We start from the raw sequence: 16,479 nt of genomic DNA on the forward strand, positions 1-16,479 counted from the left end.
GAAAGTTGGTTCATTGACTTTAGACCGCAAAAGTAAGACTAGGTTTAACCGTGATTTCACAAACCTTTGTTAAAACTTGGAACGAATATCTTAAAGGATTTCCGCTATATTTTGTGGAGGACGGCCTATTGCGACCTTATTTCCGTTAACAACAATTGGTCTTTCGATTAAAATGGGGTTTGAAATCATCGCAGAAATCGTCTCATCATCAGACATTGTTTTTCCTTTAAAATTTTCTATCCAAATTTTTTCTTTTTGTCTAACCAAGTCAATTGGTTTGATTGCTAATTTTTCAATTATAGATTCCAATTCCTCAAAACTCGGAACATTTTCAAAATATTTTACAACTTCAAAATCTTTTCCAGAGTTTTCAAGTATCTGAAGGCCTTCTCTTGATTTCCCGCAACGCGGATTGTGATATATTTTTATCATAAATTTTTCTACAAAGAAACCAATATATTTTTAAAATGCACTAATTTAGTCGGAAACGAATTTTAAATTCTAAAATTTAGAAACACTTAAAAATCAGATAAATGTATATCGAACAAGTAAAAAATAGTCGCTTTAATATTTGGTTATATCTGCCAATTCCGGTTGGTTTCATTGGCTTGATGGTCCTAAATTTTATAGGAACACAGGGAATGGATGTTGAAAAAATGATGCACAATATGATTGAACAATTGGGTACAAATGTAACTTTTGTGCTGATGGTTGGGCCGCTTTCTTTTGCGTGTTTATTTCTTCTGTTTTGGGTCAAATTTGTTCACGGCCAAAGCATTAGAAGTTTGACAACGTCGCGGCCAAAAGTCGATTGGAAACGAATTTTTTTCTCCTTCGGATTATGTTCAACAATAACAATTGTCATGATTTTATTGGCATATTTGGCAACTCCAGAAAATTATGTTTACAATTTTAAGCCAGGTCCGTTTTTCACCTTTTTATTTTTAGGAATGATTTTAATTCCGTTGCAAACCAGTTTTGAAGAATATTTATTCAGAGGTTACATGATGCAAGGAATTGGCGTTGTGACAAATAGTAGATTAATTCCGTTATTAATTACATCGATTTTATTTGGATTGATGCACGCTGCAAATCCAGAAGTGGCGAAAATTGGACCGTTAATCATGATTTATTACATCGGTACTGGATTTTTCTTAGGAATTTTAACTTTGATGGACGAAGGTTTGGAACTTTCACTCGGATTTCACGCCGCCAATAATTTAGTTGGAGCCTTACTTTTAACCGCCGATTGGACTGCTTTTCAAACGCATTCCATACTTAAAGACGTTTCTGAACCTTCCGCTGGATTTGATATCGTGCTTCCTGTTTTTATTGTTTTCCCAATTCTTCTGTACATTTTTGCTAGAAAATACAAGTGGAAAAATTGGAAACAAAAACTTACGGGCAAATTACTTTTGGTTGAAAAAATTGATTAATTTAGAAAGAAAAAAATATGGAAACTCCAACATATAATAATGTTCACAACCGTTTTAAATTAAATGGTTTTAGTTTGGATAGAGATGATTTGTGCAGAATTGCATACAGTTATATTAAGGAAGGTGAAGCGTATGAAAAGCCAGTCGGCATGTTTATTCTTGATTGGTTTGACCAAAATGATTATATCGAAATGACGACTTCTGGAACAACTGGCGCTCCAAAAAAGATAAAAGTAGATAAACAATCGATGGTAAATTCTGCGTTATCAACAGGAGATTTCTTTGAGTTAGAACCAGGAAATCGTGTTCTTCATTGTCTTCCGGCGCAATATGTTGCTGGAAAAATGATGCTGGTCAGAGGTTTTATCCTTGGTTTAGATATTGATTTTGTAGAACCGACGTCAACTCCGTTGGAAAGAAATGATCAAACGTATGATTTTGGTGCGATGGTGCCACTTCAAGTGCAACATTCGTTAGATAAATTGCCACAAATTAAAAAGTTGATTATTGGTGGTGCAAAAGTTAGTTCGGCGTTGACAAAAGAGCTTGTTGAAATTCCTACGGAGATTTATGAAACGTATGGAATGACTGAAACAATCACACATATTGCTGCTAAAAAAGTAGGCGAGGAGGCTTTTAAAGTGTTGCCAAATATTACGGTTTCTGAAGACGAAAGACATTGTTTGGTAATTAATGCGCCAAGAATTTCAGTGGAAACAATCGTCACGAATGACGTTGTGAAAATTTTAAACGACCAAGAATTTATTTGGCTGGGAAGAATTGACAACGTAATCAACAGCGGTGGCGTAAAACTTTTTCCAGAGCAAATTGAGGAAAAATTATCACATAAAATTAACCGACGATTTTTTGTAGCTTCAAGAGAAAGCGAAGAATTAGGCGAGATGTTAGTTTTGGCCGTTGAAGGAGATCCTTATGTTATCGACGACCAAGCGTTTGGCGACTTGGGAAAATATGAAAAACCGAAAGTGGTTTTGTTTGTTCCAAAATTCTCAGAAACTTCAACCGGAAAAGTTTTAAGAGCCGAGAGTCTGGAGAGTGTATCTTAATAAAAAAAGCGTTCAATCGAACGCTTTTTTTATGTTTAATTTTTAGAAAGCTTTATAAAAAACCTTTTGTTCTCAAACGAAATCTCTTCTTCTTTTTTAGCTTTCACTTTATAAGATTGCCAATCATTTGTTGCATCTAAACGAATTTCTTTACTTCCAACTTTTAAAACGGCTGGCATTTTAAAATCTGTAACATCTGTTTTCCAGCGGTAATCGATTTTATTTTTTTCGATTTTATATTCTAGAATTGGAATGTTGGTGTAATTCAAATATTGGTTAAAAATAGCAGTCAAATCTTTTCCTGTTTCTGTATTAAAATAATCGACAACAGTTTTGGTATCAATTATTTTATGACGATACGTTTCAGAATATTTTAAAATCATTTTCCACCATTTTTCATCGTCATTTACAATGTGTCGCAACGTATTTAAAAGTTGCGCGCCTTTGTAATACATATCTGTTGAACCTTCTTTATTGACTAGATATTGGCCGATGATCGGGTGGTCATTTTGCACAGATCGTTTTTGCCCGTTAAGATATTCCTGGGCTTTTTCTGCACCATAAAGACATTCTACAAACACTGATTCTGAATAGGTTGTAAAACCTTCGTGAATCCACATATCGGCGATGTCTTTTGAAGTAATGCTGTTTCCAAACCACTCGTGACCGCTTTCGTGAATCGTAATGTAATCGAAAAGTATCCCAATTCCGGTGCCAGTCATATCTCGTCCGGCGTAACCTTTTCTATACTTATTTCCGTAAGCCACAGCACTTTGGTGTTCCATACCTAAATAAGAAGTTTCAACCAATTTATAGCCGTCTTGTGCAAAAGGATATTTTCCAAACTTAGACTGAAAACAATTCATCATCGGTTTTACTTCCTCAAAATGTTTTTTTGCCTTTTCTTCGTTATTTCGTAAAACGTAATAATCCAAATCCAATCCATCAAGATTATCATGAATGTGAACATAATCGCCAATATTAACCGTAATGTTATAGGTATTTATCGGACTTTTCACTTCCCAATCCCAACGCGTGTAACCGTTTTTCAAGTCTTCGCTTCCCAAAAATCTTCCGTTGGAAACATTCATCAAACCATTTTGAACCGCAACTTTTATTGAAGCGCCAAAATCTGGTTCGTCGCTCTGAGAATCTTTCACCGGATACCACAAACTCGCTCCAGTTCCTTGAACTGCAACGCCAATCCACGGTTTTCCATTAACATCTTTATTGAAAACAAAACCGCCATCCCAAGGCGCATTTTTGGCAACCAAAGGCTTTCCTGAATAATAAAACCGAATCTTTTTATCGGAAAAATTTTTCGTCAATGGTTTTCCAAAATCTAAAAATACTGCACCAAATTCTCTTTTGTAGTTTAACTTTTTTCCTTCGAAAACAATACTGTCCACTTGCATATTTTCGAACAAATCAACTTGAATTTTCGATGTATTTTCTACAATCTTGAACGTAATATCGTTGTAACCAGTAATTGACCTTTCTTCAATATTTATCGCGATATTCAAGTCATATCGTTGCACGTCATAAGAAATTCTTTCAAAAGAAAATCCGCCTTGAAGTGAGTCTTTTCTAGTAAATTCTTGGGCAGAAATACTAAAAGTTAAAAGTAATGAAGAAGCTAATAATAATTTTTTCATATTCGAATCTGAGATTTATCTAAATCAATCACAACTGTTTTTGCCACATAATCTCCAATTCGTTTATTCTCTTTATTTGTTGAAGCCACGATTAAACCTATAAAAAATATAATATCTATGTAACCGAAAATAAATCTGATGAATGCTTGGCCCAAACTTAAATGTTTATAATTTTTACCATTTAAAACACGAATTCCAACAATTCGTTTTCCAATAGTTTGCCCAAATATACTTTCGCTGATTGGCCAAAGCATTATTCCAATTAAAAATAAAATAAATGCAGGAAATCCAGTTACTTCATATCCGTTACTTTTATAATTTGGGTTTCCCCACAAAAAAAGGAAGAGCAAAAAAATCAATAAATAAATTAAAAAGTCAGCGATAAATGCAACAATTCGTTCCCGTTTTTTAGCAATAATAACTCCCATTTAATTCTTTAAGGCTTTAATTACCGTAAATGTACGAATCTTTTTATCTCCAGTGTTACTTAAAACTTCCTCGGTTTCAGAAATAATTTTGTCGATTTTAAAGCCGATTTCTTCCAATAAATTTTGAACGCTTTCACTGTCATACAATTCGAAACCATATTTGGTAAACGGAATTTTCTCCATCGTACTTTTTGGAACAAATCCTAAAATTAGTTGGCCTTCATTTTTCAAAACTCGATATAATTCTTGAAGGTATTCTTTTGGGTTTTTCCAGAAATATAAAGTGTTTACCGTGAAAATTGCATTTAAAGAATTGTTTTCTTTTTCGACGATTTCGCCATTTGTCAGTTCGAAAATTACTTTTCCGTTTTTGGTAAATTCTGAATTTAAATCGGTTGCTTCCTGAATCATTAATTCCGAAATATCAATTCCGGTGTAGTTTATATTTGGTTTTTTCTCGAATAAGTACTTGATGTGCAAACCATTTCCTGGTCCGATTTCTAAGACATTTATATCGTCAAAAATATCGATTTGATTGATGACGTTGCGAATCATGTTATCATTCGCAACGTTCATACTTTTGGCAGTCGCAGTTCCGTTTTTGCCTTTTGGATGGCTTAATTGCGATGCTAATTCTTTAAGTTCTTGTTCAGAAAGGTTTCCCATTTGTAATTATTCTGTGTCACTGAAATCTGAAATCTGCGGTCTGTTTTAAACCTGAATTACGCCTAAATTAAATTTCTTTTCAATAGGTGAGTGGTTTGCGGCTTCGATCCCCATGGAAATCCAAGTTCTAGTTTCAAGCGGATCGATGATTGCGTCTGTCCATAAACGTGAGGCAGCATAATAAGGAGAAACTTGCGCGTCATATTTTGCCTTGATTTTATCAAAAAGCTCTTTTTCTTTTACTTCGTCGATTACTTCGCCTTTTGCTTTTAAAGAAGAGGCTTCGATTTGTGCCAAAACCTTTGCGGCTTGAGTTCCGCCCATAACTGCTAATTCTGCACTTGGCCAAGCAAAAATCAATCTTGGATCATACGCTTTTCCGCACATTGCGTAATTTCCGGCGCCATACGAATTTCCTACGATTACGGTAAATTTTGGAACTACGGAATTCGAAACTGCGTTTACCATTTTGGCACCATCTTTAATAATGCCGCCGTGTTCAGATTTGCTTCCGACCATAAAACCGGTCACATCTTGAAGAAAAACCAAAGGAATTTTCTTTTGGTTGCAATTCGCAATAAAACGAGTCGCTTTATCAGCAGAATCTGAGTAAATTACGCCTCCAAATTGCATTTCACCCTTTTTTGATTTTACCACTTTTCTTTGATTGGCAACGATTCCCACAGCCCAGCCGTCAATTCTGGCGTAACCTGTGATAATCGTTTGTCCGTAACCATCTTTGTAAGGCTCAAATTCAGAATTATCAACCAAACGATTGATGATTTCCATCATATCATATTGTTCGTTTCTTGCTTTTGGAAGAATTCCGTAGATGTCTTTTTCGTCTAAAGCTGGTTTTTCAGACTTAATTCTGCTGAAACCCGCTTTGTCATATTCTCCAATTTTGTCAACTATATTTTTGATTTTATCCAAAGCATCTTTATCGTCTTTTGCTTTATAATCAGTCACTCCAGAGATTTCACAATGTGTTGTTGCACCGCCAAGTGTTTCATTATCAATACTTTCCCCGATTGCTGCTTTAACCAAATAACTTCCGGCCAAGAAAATACTTCCGGTTTTATCAACGATCAAAGCTTCGTCAGACATAATCGGAAGATACGCTCCGCCGGCAACACAACTTCCCATAACAGCAGCGATTTGGGTAATTCCCATACTGCTCATGATGGCATTGTTTCTAAAAATTCTTCCGAAATGTTCTTTATCAGGAAAAATTTCATCTTGCAATGGCAAATAAACTCCGGCAGAATCTACCAAATAGATGATCGGAAGACGGTTTTCCATTGCAATTTCTTGCGCGCGAAGATTCTTTTTTCCAGTAATCGGAAACCAAGCTCCGGCCTTAACAGTTGCATCATTTGCAACAACAATGCACTGTTTTCCTTTGACATATCCAATTTTGATGACAACGCCACCGGAAGGACAGCCTCCGTGTTCCGCATACATTCCGTCACCAACAAAAGCACCAATTTCGATACTCTCTTTATTGGAGTCCAGCAAATAATCGATTCTTTCGCGAGCCGTCATTTTGCCTTCCGCGTGCAGTTTTTCTATTCTTTTTTCGCCTCCGCCTAATTTTACTTTGGCGAATTTTTGTCTTAAATCAGATAATAAAAGTTTGTTGTGGTCTTCGTTTTTATTGAAGTTAATGTCCATAATAGTATTGAGTATAGTTCTGCTTAATTTTGTGAGCGCTAAAGTACGAAAACGTTTTCATTGATGCCTTTTCAATATTACCAAATCGTAAATTTTAATAACTGCATATTTATCATTTCTTAATATTGCCTTAACATTAAAGAGATACATTTGCACCAATAAATAATTAAACTATGTCTTTAAACAGCATTTTCCAGTTTTTAGTTCCGAAAGATAAAAAGTTCTTTCCTCTTTTTGAACAAGCTTCTCAAAATTTAACCGTTTTAGCCGAAACTCTTCACGAAGCAGTTAACGCGCCAAAGGGAGAAAGAGAAAATTATTTTAGAAAAATTGAAGAATTGGAAGCCGTTATTGAGGAAATCACTCATAAAACGCACCTTGAATTAAGTAGAAATTTTATTACTCCATTTGATCGTGAAGATATTCACGCACTTGTAAAATCAATGGACGATGTTGCCGATTACTTGCACGGTTCTGCTTCAAGAATGAGACTTTATCAAGTTGAGAAAATTACAAAATCTATTCGTAAATTAACTGAAATCAACCTTGAAGCGTGTCAGCAAATTGAGATTGCAATTAAAGAATTGAAAGATTTGAAGAACTTAAAAGCGATTTCTGAAGCTTGTAAAAAAATCAACAAGTTGGAAAGTAAAGCAGATAATGTTTTTGATAAAGCAGTTGCAGATATCTTTGAAAATGAGACTGATGCTAAAAATATTATCAAATATAAAGAAGTTTTGTCAGCACTTGAATCTGCTTCAGATAAATGTAAAAGTGTAGCAAATGTTCTAGAATCTGTGGTGGTTAAGCACTCATAATATTCATTTCTGACTAAACAATCTTATGGATTTTACGTTATTAATCGTCATAATCGTTCTCGCATTAATCTTTGATTATATCAATGGATTTCACGATGCGGCGAACGCAATTGCAACAATTGTTGCCACAAAAGTACTTACGCCATTTCAAGCTGTTGTTTGGGCTGCGTTCTTTAACTTCTTGGCTTACTGGGTTTTCGGATTTGGTGTCGCCGATACAGTTGCAAAAACAGCCAACACGATGGATATCAATCTTGTTGTAATTTTAGCCGGAGTCATCGCCGCAATCTGCTGGAACTTACTGACTTGGTGGCTCGGAATTCCTTCTAGTTCTTCACATACATTAATTGGTGGTTTTGCCGGAGCTGCAATTGCTCACGCCGGTTTTGACGTTGTCAATTGGTATAGTGCTGGTAAAAATGGAGGAATGCCTTCTGGAGTTTTAATTATTGTCGCCTTTATTGTTTTGGCACCGCTTTTAGGAGCTTTGGCTTCCTATTTAATTTCAATTTGGTTATTGAATTCTTCTAAAAAAAGTATTTATCCAAAGTTATTTACAGGCGCCTTAATGATCGCTACAATTGCTTTTGTTTGGTACCAAATGGTTCCTTACGATAAAATTAAAGAACCGCGTTTTGACTCACATTTTTGGAGTGTTGCGTTTGAAGCACACAATATCAAATGGTTTTTAGTGGCATTTATCATATTATCTGTAAGTACATTTTGCTTATTTTTCAGTAGCTTAAGTCATAGCAAATCAGAATCTTGGCTAAAGAAAATGCAGTTGCTTTCTTCCGCAGCATTCAGTTTAGGTCATGGTGGAAATGACTCGCAAAAAGTAATGGGAATCATCGCAGCGGCCGTTGCAGTTTATATTCACACAACTGGTTCTGCCCAAGACGCTATGCCTGAGTGGTTGGACGTTGTGCTTCCGGATGGAGAAGGACATTTTAAAATGCCAGAATGGATTCCGTTAGCTTGTTATTCTGCAATTGCTGCAGGAACGATGAGCGGAGGTTGGAAGATCGTAAAAACAATGGGATCAAAAATCACCAAAGTAACTTCTTTTGAAGGTGTTGCTGCTGAAACTGCCGGAGCATTGACTTTATATTTTACAGAACATTTAAAAATTCCAGTAAGTACAACACACACGATTACAGGTTCAATTATCGGTGTTGGATTAACTAAACGTGTTTCTGCGGTAAGATGGGGAGTTACCGTTAGCCTTTTGTGGGCTTGGGTTTTGACTATTCCAATTTCTGCGGTATTGGCTGCATTAGTTTATTATATTTTATCTTTATTTATGTAATCTGCATAAAATCAAATAATGAAAACCATTGCTTCGGCGGTGGTTTTTTGTTTTAAACAAATCTTAACTTTCGTTTCGGTAATAATGCCTAATTTTATAAAAAATCAATTTATGAGAGCAAAATACATTCCTATGATTTTATCCATAATCATAACAACTTCCGCGTCAGCGCAATTTACAAAAGTCGAATACAAAGACGATGCACAAGTTTTAAGCGGTCTTTCTGCAATTCCGAAAAAAGCAAATACCAATAAACCAGGAGTTTTGATTCTTCCAGCTTGGAAAGGAATTGACGCACATTCTGAAGAAGTGGCGACAGAACTTTCTGCGATGGGCTATTATGCTTTTGTGGCCGATATTTATGGTGTTAACAAAAGACCAAAAGATGCAAAAGAAGCAGGAGAGAAGGCAGGATTTTACAAAAAGAATATCACTGAATACCAAAAAAGAATTTCTTTGGCTTTGGCCGAATTAGTGAAACAAGGAGCAAATGTTGATAATATTATTGTAATCGGTTATTGTTTCGGCGGAACTGGAGCTATAGAAGCCGCTCGAACCAACATGAAAGTGAAAGGTGTAATTTCGTTTCACGGAGGTTTAGGAAAAGATGCTTCTAGACAAATAAATCCAATTTCTCCAAAAGTTTTAGTGCTTCACGGAGCTGATGATTCTTATGTTCCAGAAGCTGAAATCAAAGCCTTTCAAGATGAAATGAGAAGTTCAAAAGCAGATTGGCAGATGAATTATTATGCGAATGCAGTTCACGCTTTTACTGAAAAAAGTGCAGGAAACGACAATTCAAAAGGAGCAGCTTACAATGAATTAGCAGATAAACGTTCTTGGGAAGCAATGAAAGTTTTCTTTAAAGAAGTATTCAAATAAAATTATTTCTTCGTTAAAAAAAGCATCCGTTTGTAGCGGATGCTTTTTTTTTATGAATAAGCTTCTTCAGTTTCGTTTCGATGTCTATAAATTATCGGAAGCGAAATATAAAAGGAAGTTCCTAATTCTTTTCCCGGACTTTTTGCAAAAATTTGTCCGTTGTGTAATTCCACCAAAGATTTGCAGATGGAAAGGCCCAATCCGTTTGAAGATTCTCTTCCTGTGGGTTTTGAACTTAATTTTGCGAATTTCTTGAAAAGTTTTTCAGCATCTTCATCGTTCAAACCTTGGCCTTGGTCTTTAAATTCGATTTCCACGAAGTCGTCAATTTTCTTGGCAATAATTTTTATAGTAGAATTGCTGTAAGAATATTTGATTGCATTACTCATCAAATTGTGCAAAACATCAGAAATCTTAGTTTTATCAATATTGATTTTTGGCAACGAATCATCAACTGTCAATTCAACGATTTGATTTTTCTTGTTTGCCAATAATTCGAAATTGTTTACCAAACGATGTAACATTTCATTCAAATCAGCTTCTTCAATAGATAACTTTTGGTCGGTTTCTTCGTCTTCAGAAAGTTTTAATAAATCGGCTAACTTTGCTTGAATAGTTACGACACAACGTTTAATCATATCGGTCATTTTCGGAATTTTTGTTCCGTCGATTCTCAAAATATCATTGGCCAAACTAATTGAAGCCACCGGATTTTTAATTTCGTGCAAAGCAATTCCCATCAAGTCGCTTTGTGATTTGATTATGTTGTTGTAACGCAATCTGCTTTCCAGCTTGTTCATCACAATATCAGACAAAGTTCGAAGCATTTCCAATTGTTCGTCTGTAACTTCTCTCGGAACGCTGTCTACAACGCAAACGGTCCCCATCGAATAACCTTCCGGCGATTTTAAAGGTGCTCCGGCATAAAATCTAATCCCGCCAATATTCGAAACATAGGGACTTCCCATCAAATCTGGCGACGTATGCGTGTCGTTAAATACGGTATTTTTATCATCTAGAATCGCCAAAGAACATAAACTATCTTCTCTGGCAACTTCAGTTTCTTGAAAAGAACCAATGCTCGCCTTGAAATAAACTCGATTTGTATCCACAAAAGTCACATACGCGCTCGGCGTATTGAAAATTTGCGAAGCCAATAAAGCTATTTTATCAAACGTGTCTTCAGAATGCGTATCGAGAATTTGATAGTCGCGAAGCTTCTGAATTCGCAGTGATTCGTTAATTGGTAGTATTGAAATAGGTTTCTCGTAAATCATAACTTTCTGTATCATTGAATTTTAAAACCAATATTCAGTTTTGTAAAATCTTTGATAAAGGTAATACTACAATTTTTATAAATTGTTACACTTAAACCATATTTCTTAAAAAAATATTAAAATTTCTAAGGGAGGGAAAAGGCGATACTTTAAAAGCTTTGTTTTAGCTCTAAAAATACCACCTTTTTAAAGATAATTTTTCATTCCTATGAGTGAAGAATCTTTACGATAGTTAGCTACTATAAGGGATTCCTCCTTCGTCGGAATGACAAGTTTGGAGTTTATATCCTAAATTTTAGTCCTCTTCTTTTTGGCCCATCATCATCAAATACGCTTTCAAGAATTCATCGATGTCACCGTTCATAACGCCTTCCACATCGCTGGTTTCATAGCTTGTTCTGACGTCTTTGACCAATTTATAAGGATGCATTACGTAATTTCTGATTTGCGAACCCCATTCGATTTTCATCTTTCCGGCTTCAATATCAGCACGTTGCGCCATTTGTTTTTTTAGCTCAATTTCATACAATTGCGATTTTAACATTTGCATCGCGCGCTGTCTGTTGTCTTGCTGTGAACGCGTTTCAGAACACTGAATCTGAATTCCGGTTGGTTTATGGAAAAGTTGTACTTTAGTTTCTACCTTGTTCACATTTTGTCCTCCAGCACCGCTTGAACGAGAAGTAATTATCTCAATATCAGCAGGATTGATGTCAATTTCAATAGAATCATCGACCAAAGGATAAATGTAAACAGAAGCGAAGGAAGTATGGCGTTTTCCATTACTATCAAAAGGAGAAATTCTGACCAAACGATGCACGCCGTTGTCGCCTTTCAAATAACCAAAAGAATAATCGCCTTCAAATTCCAGCGTAACAGTTTTAATTCCTGCGACTTCGCCTTCTTGAAAGTTCAATTCTTTGATTTTGTAGCCATTTTTCTCGCCCCACATCATATACATACGCATCAGCATTGACGCCCAGTCGCAACTTTCGGTTCCGCCAGCGCCGGCTGTGATTTGCAAAACAGCGCTTAAAGAATCGCCTTCGTCAGAAAGCATGTTCTTAAATTCGATGTTTTCGATGTGCAAATTGGTCGCATTAAATTGTTCATCCAATTCTTCTGCGGTGAGTTCGCCTTCTTTGTAAAATTCATAGGCAATTTGCAACTCGTCGGTCATTGAAACCGCTTTGTTGTAATCTTCGACCCATTTCTTCTTGGAACGCAATACTTTAACGAAAGTTTCGGCTTCTTTTGGGTTGTTCCAAAAATCTGGAGCCAAGGTTTTTTCTTCTTCGTTTGTGATTTCGATTAGTTTCTTATCGACGTCAAAGATACCTCCTCAACGCACCAAGGCGCTCCACAATACCTTTAATTTGTTCGGTAGTTGTCATAAATTATATATATTTTTGTGTAAAATTTTCTGGCTAGCACTTATTTTTAGCCCTGATTGTCGTGGAAATCCTTTTTTAGGCAATGACTATTTTTTGTTAAAGAAAAAAAGCGACCAGCGGAAGCTCTTTTTTCTTTTTACAAAAAAAGGAGTTGACAAAAAAGATTGCAACAAAAAGCAGGATTAGCTTCAAATGAAGAAAATAGCCGTTTTAATGAAACAAAAATAAGGCATACTTTTGATATTATGGAAATAAATTTAGTTAGTGATACGGTTACCAAGCCGAGCAATGAAATGTTACAGCAGATGTTTCGCTCAAAAGTAGGAGACGACGTTTATAAGCAAGACCCGACTGTCAACGAGTTAGAGGAGATGGTTGCAAATATATTTGGCATGGAAGCCGCGTTATTTTTTCCTTCGGGAACAATGGCAAATCAAACGGCGATTAAGTTACACACAAATCCTGGTGAGCAGATTATTTGTGATAAATGGGCTCATATTTTTCATTATGAAGGAGGCGGAGCGTCGTTTAACAGCGGAGTTTCGTGCAATTTGGTGGATGGAAACCGAGGAATGATTACTGCAGAACAAGTGAAAGATGCGATTAATCCGCCAGATTTTTATCATAGTCCACTGACGAGTTTGGTGAGCATTGAAAATACGACAAATAAGGGTGGAGGAGCATGTTATGAAATGGAAGACCTTCGAAAAATTAAGGAAGTTTGCACGCAAAACAACTTGAAATATCATTTGGACGGCGCCAGAATTTGGAATGCTTTGGTTGCAAAAAGGCAAAATCCGAGACATTTTGGAGAAATTTTCGATACAATTTCGGTTTGTTTGTCAAAAGGATTGGGCGCTCCGGTGGGTTCGGTTTTGGTTGGAGATAAGGAAACGATGAACCGGGCTTTGAGAGTCAGAAAGATTTTTGGAGGAGGAATGCGTCAAGCTGGATATTTGGCTGGAGCCGGAATTTATGCGTTGCAACACAACGTAAGCCGTTTGCAAGAAGACCATAATAAAGCGAAGGAATTGGCTTTTTTACTTAAACAATTACCTTGGGTAGAAAGTGTTGAGCCGGTGGAAACCAATATTTTAATTTTTGCTGTAAAACAGCAATACGATGAAAATTTGGTCATTGAAAAATTGAAACAAAAGAATATTTTCATCAGTTCTTTAGGAAAAGGAAAATTGAGAATCGTGACGCATCTGGATTACCGAGATGTGATGCATACGTATGTTTTAGAGGCGTTGCAGAAACTTTCTTTGTAGCAATAGGCAATAAGCTTTAAGCTTTAGGCAAATGCTTACAGCTTAAAGCGTATTGCCTAAATTTTACTTAAACATATCCAATCCTGGAATATTTGGCATTCCGTCTTGAGCGACAGCACCCAGTTCAGCATCATTTACTTTGGTAGCTTTTTCGATGGCTTTGTTCATAACTAAGACCAAATAATCTTCCAATTGCTCTTTGTCTTCCAATAAACTATCGTCTATTTCAATAGATTTTATGGTGCGATTTGCGGTCAACGTCACCTTTAAAAGTCCGTCACTGCTTTGTTCGTCAATTAAAACGCTGTCTAGCCTTTTTTTAGTTTCTTCAATTTTTTGCTGGGTTTCTTTCAGTTTGCCCATCATTCCCATTATGTCTCCAAACATGTTGATAAATTTTAAGATTTGTAATTGCGAATTTACTAAATTGCATAGTGATAATCAATCATAAAATTGATGAAAAATAGATTAATTTTAAGTTGCCTTTGTCTTATTTTTGCAACTTCATATTCGCAAACCGCAAAACACAAAATGTCGAAAAATACAATTCCTCCTGTAGCAAAAAAAATATCAAAAACGCTTAAAAAACACGGCGACAAAAGAAACGACGATTACTTTTGGTTAAATGATAGAGAAAATGCTGAAGTTATTGATTACCTAAATAAAGAAAACGAATATTATGAGCAAATGACGGCTCATACCAAAGAGTTCCAAAAAGAATTATTTGAAGAAATGAAAGGAAGAATCAAGGAAGACGATTCTTCAGTTCCTTATTTTTTCAAAGGATATTGGTATATCACACGTTATGAAACGGGGAAAAACTACCCGATTTATGCCAGAAAAAAAGGAAGCCTAAGCGCAGAAGAGGAAATCCTTTTTGATTGCAACGAAATGGCAGAAGGCCATTCTTACTTTCAATTGGGCGGAATGAGCATCAGTCCTGACAATAAATTTGCTTCCTTTGGAATAGATGTCGTTGGAAGAAGAATTTACACACTTCAGGTCAAAGACTTGAAAACAGGGAAAGTTTTTGAAGATAAAATCGAAAATACCACCGGAAGCTCGACTTGGGCAAATGACAATAAGACGCTTTTTTATACCAAACAAGACGAACAGACGTTGCGTTCTGATAAAGTTTTTAAGCATAAATTAGGAGCGGATTCTTCAAAAGATGCTTTAGTTTTTCACGAAAAAGACGATACTTTTAATGTAGCCGTAAGCAAAGAAAAATCTAGAAAATACATCATAATTACGTCTGGAAGTACTTTGACAACAGAGTACAGAACACTTTTAGCCGATAATCCGGAAGGAGAATTTAAAGTTTTCCAGAAGAGAGTTCGCGGACTGGAATATGATATTTCTTTTTATAAAGACAGTTTTTATATCTTGACCAATAAAGACAAGGCGACCAATTTCAAGCTGATGAAAACGCCTGAAAATGCTACGGAGAAAGAAAATTGGAAAGATTTGATTCCGCATCGCGAAGATGTTTTATTGGAAGAAATTGAGATTTTCAAAGATTATTTGGTTGTTGGAGAACGTTCAAACGGCTTGAATAAAATCAGAATTATGCCTTGGAACGGAAAAGGAGAATATTACCTTCCGTTTGAAAGCGAAACCTATACGGCAAATATTTCAACCAATCCTGATTTTGATACGCAAGTGCTTCGTTACAGCTATCAGTCGATGGGAACGCCTTCGTCTGTGATTGACTTTAATATGAAGACAAAAGAGAAGGAAGTTAAAAAGGAACAACAGGTTTTAGGCGGAAAATTTGACAAGAAAAATTATATCGAAGAAAGAGTTTGGGCCACAGCTCAAGACGGAACCAAAATTCCGATTTCGATGGTTTATAAAAAAGATTTGAAGAAAGACGGAAAAAATCCGTTATTGCTTTACGCTTATGGTTCGTATGGCGCCACGATGGACCCGTATTTTTCTTCTACAAGACTTTCGTTGTTAGACAGAGGTTTTGTTTACGCCATCGCTCACATCCGCGGAGGCGAGGACATGGGAAGGCCTTGGTATGAAAACGGAAAATTGCTTCACAAGAAAAATACATTTACCGATTTTGTAGATTGTTCCAAATTTGTAATTGCTGAAAAATATACGAGCCCAGAACATTTATACGCTGAAGGGGGTTCTGCCGGAGGTCTTTTAATGGGAGCCGTTGTGAATATGGCGCCAGAATTATATAAAGGTGTAATTGCACAAGTTCCGTTTGTGGATGTGATTACTACGATGCTGGACGACACGATTCCGTTGACGACCGGAGAATATGATGAGTGGGGAAATCCGAATGAAAAAGAATATTATGACTATATGAAGTCATATTCGCCTTATGACAATGTTGTGGCTCAAAAATACCCAAATATGTATGTATCAACGGGTTTGCACGATTCTCAAGTTCAATACTGGGAACCAGCAAAATGGGTTGCAAAGTTAAGAACTGTTAAAACTGATGATAATGTTTTATTCCTTGATACAAACATGGATGCGGGGCACGGCGGGGCTTCAGGGCGTTTTGAAGCATTAAAAGAGCTTGCCAAAGAGTTTAGTTTTTTATTAGATTTAGAAGGAATTGAAAAGTAATTCGATTTTT

15 protein-coding genes are annotated in these 16,479 nt (G+C 36.0%); 7 read left to right on the forward strand and 8 right to left on the reverse strand.

Going from position 1 to position 16,479, the window contains the following annotated elements; genetic code table 11:
* Positions 1 to 90: 90 nt before the first annotated feature.
* Positions 91 to 432: an arsenate reductase (glutaredoxin) gene (gene arsC, locus ACFPVY_RS05160; RefSeq protein ID WP_379790809.1), complete on the reverse strand. Its 342-nt coding sequence runs from the start codon at positions 430 to 432 to the stop codon at positions 91 to 93.
* A 101-nt stretch (positions 433 to 533) separates the two neighbouring features.
* Between arsC and ACFPVY_RS05165 the strand changes: the two genes are divergently transcribed.
* Complete coding sequence (locus tag ACFPVY_RS05165) at positions 534 to 1,436, forward strand: CPBP family intramembrane glutamic endopeptidase (protein WP_379790812.1); 903 nt, start codon at positions 534 to 536, stop codon at positions 1,434 to 1,436.
* A 17-nt stretch (positions 1,437 to 1,453) separates the two neighbouring features.
* On the forward strand, positions 1,454 to 2,503 hold the full coding sequence (locus ACFPVY_RS05170; RefSeq protein WP_379790814.1) for an AMP-binding protein: 1,050 nt from the start codon (positions 1,454 to 1,456) through the stop codon (positions 2,501 to 2,503).
* Between the two features lie 35 nt (positions 2,504 to 2,538).
* Here the strand turns inward: ACFPVY_RS05170 and ACFPVY_RS05175 are convergent, their stop codons facing one another.
* The 4 genes from ACFPVY_RS05175 to ACFPVY_RS05190 are packed head-to-tail and all read right to left on the reverse strand — an operon-like array spanning position 2,539 to position 6,926.
* Entirely contained in the window at positions 2,539 to 4,158 is a 1,620-nt protein-coding gene (locus ACFPVY_RS05175) for a M1 family metallopeptidase (RefSeq protein WP_379790816.1), read from the reverse strand.
* Positions 4,155 to 4,586, reverse strand: coding sequence for an RDD family protein (locus ACFPVY_RS05180; RefSeq protein WP_379790818.1), 432 nt, complete (start codon positions 4,584 to 4,586; stop codon positions 4,155 to 4,157). Before ACFPVY_RS05180 ends, ACFPVY_RS05175 begins: the two co-directional genes overlap by 4 nt.
* Complete coding sequence (locus ACFPVY_RS05185; RefSeq protein ID WP_379790820.1) at positions 4,587 to 5,252, reverse strand: class I SAM-dependent methyltransferase; 666 nt, start codon at positions 5,250 to 5,252, stop codon at positions 4,587 to 4,589. It lies immediately after the preceding gene.
* Positions 5,253 to 5,297: 45 nt separating this feature from the next.
* Positions 5,298 to 6,926, reverse strand: coding sequence for an acyl-CoA carboxylase subunit beta (locus ACFPVY_RS05190; protein WP_379790822.1), 1,629 nt, complete (start codon positions 6,924 to 6,926; stop codon positions 5,298 to 5,300).
* 173 nt (positions 6,927 to 7,099) lie between these two features.
* On the opposite strand from ACFPVY_RS05190, the gene ACFPVY_RS05195 reads away from it, so the two are divergent.
* The 3 genes from ACFPVY_RS05195 to ACFPVY_RS05205 all read left to right on the forward strand — a co-directional run bounded on the left by ACFPVY_RS05195 (position 7,100) and on the right by ACFPVY_RS05205 (position 9,935).
* On the forward strand, positions 7,100 to 7,744 hold the full coding sequence (locus ACFPVY_RS05195; RefSeq protein WP_379790824.1) for a DUF47 domain-containing protein: 645 nt from the start codon (positions 7,100 to 7,102) through the stop codon (positions 7,742 to 7,744).
* A 25-nt stretch (positions 7,745 to 7,769) separates the two neighbouring features.
* Complete coding sequence (locus tag ACFPVY_RS05200; protein ID WP_379790826.1) at positions 7,770 to 9,053, forward strand: inorganic phosphate transporter; 1,284 nt, start codon at positions 7,770 to 7,772, stop codon at positions 9,051 to 9,053.
* A gap of 111 nt (positions 9,054 to 9,164) precedes the next feature.
* The gene (locus ACFPVY_RS05205) at positions 9,165 to 9,935 is read left to right on the forward strand and encodes a dienelactone hydrolase family protein (protein ID WP_379790828.1); all 771 of its coding nucleotides are present in this window, start codon (positions 9,165 to 9,167) and stop codon (positions 9,933 to 9,935) included.
* A gap of 50 nt (positions 9,936 to 9,985) precedes the next feature.
* Here the strand turns inward: ACFPVY_RS05205 and ACFPVY_RS05210 are convergent, their stop codons facing one another.
* Together ACFPVY_RS05210 and prfB are read right to left on the reverse strand one after the other, a co-directional pair.
* Positions 9,986 to 11,227, reverse strand: coding sequence for a GAF domain-containing sensor histidine kinase (locus ACFPVY_RS05210; protein WP_379790830.1), 1,242 nt, complete (start codon positions 11,225 to 11,227; stop codon positions 9,986 to 9,988).
* 280 nt (positions 11,228 to 11,507) lie between these two features.
* A protein-coding gene (prfB, locus tag ACFPVY_RS05215; RefSeq protein WP_379790832.1) for a peptide chain release factor 2 occupies positions 11,508 to 12,606 on the reverse strand; the annotation gives its coding sequence in 2 pieces (ribosomal slippage) (positions 11,508 to 12,542 and positions 12,544 to 12,606; 1,098 coding nt in all).
* Positions 12,607 to 12,851: 245 nt separating this feature from the next.
* On the opposite strand from prfB, the gene ACFPVY_RS05220 reads away from it, so the two are divergent.
* Positions 12,852 to 13,877, forward strand: coding sequence for a threonine aldolase family protein (locus ACFPVY_RS05220; protein ID WP_379790979.1), 1,026 nt, complete (start codon positions 12,852 to 12,854; stop codon positions 13,875 to 13,877).
* 63 nt (positions 13,878 to 13,940) lie between these two features.
* Here the strand turns inward: ACFPVY_RS05220 and ACFPVY_RS05225 are convergent, their stop codons facing one another.
* The gene (locus tag ACFPVY_RS05225; RefSeq protein WP_379790834.1) at positions 13,941 to 14,264 is read right to left on the reverse strand and encodes a YbaB/EbfC family nucleoid-associated protein; all 324 of its coding nucleotides are present in this window, start codon (positions 14,262 to 14,264) and stop codon (positions 13,941 to 13,943) included.
* Positions 14,265 to 14,408: 144 nt separating this feature from the next.
* Between ACFPVY_RS05225 and ACFPVY_RS05230 the strand changes: the two genes are divergently transcribed.
* A complete protein-coding gene (locus ACFPVY_RS05230) occupies positions 14,409 to 16,469 on the forward strand; it encodes a S9 family peptidase (protein WP_379790836.1) in 2,061 nt (686 codons plus the stop codon).
* Positions 16,470 to 16,479 lie beyond the last annotated feature (10 nt).

The organism is Flavobacterium qiangtangense (assembly GCF_042658345.1).
GTDB classification, from domain to species: Bacteria; Bacteroidota; Bacteroidia; order Flavobacteriales; family Flavobacteriaceae; genus Flavobacterium; species Flavobacterium qiangtangense.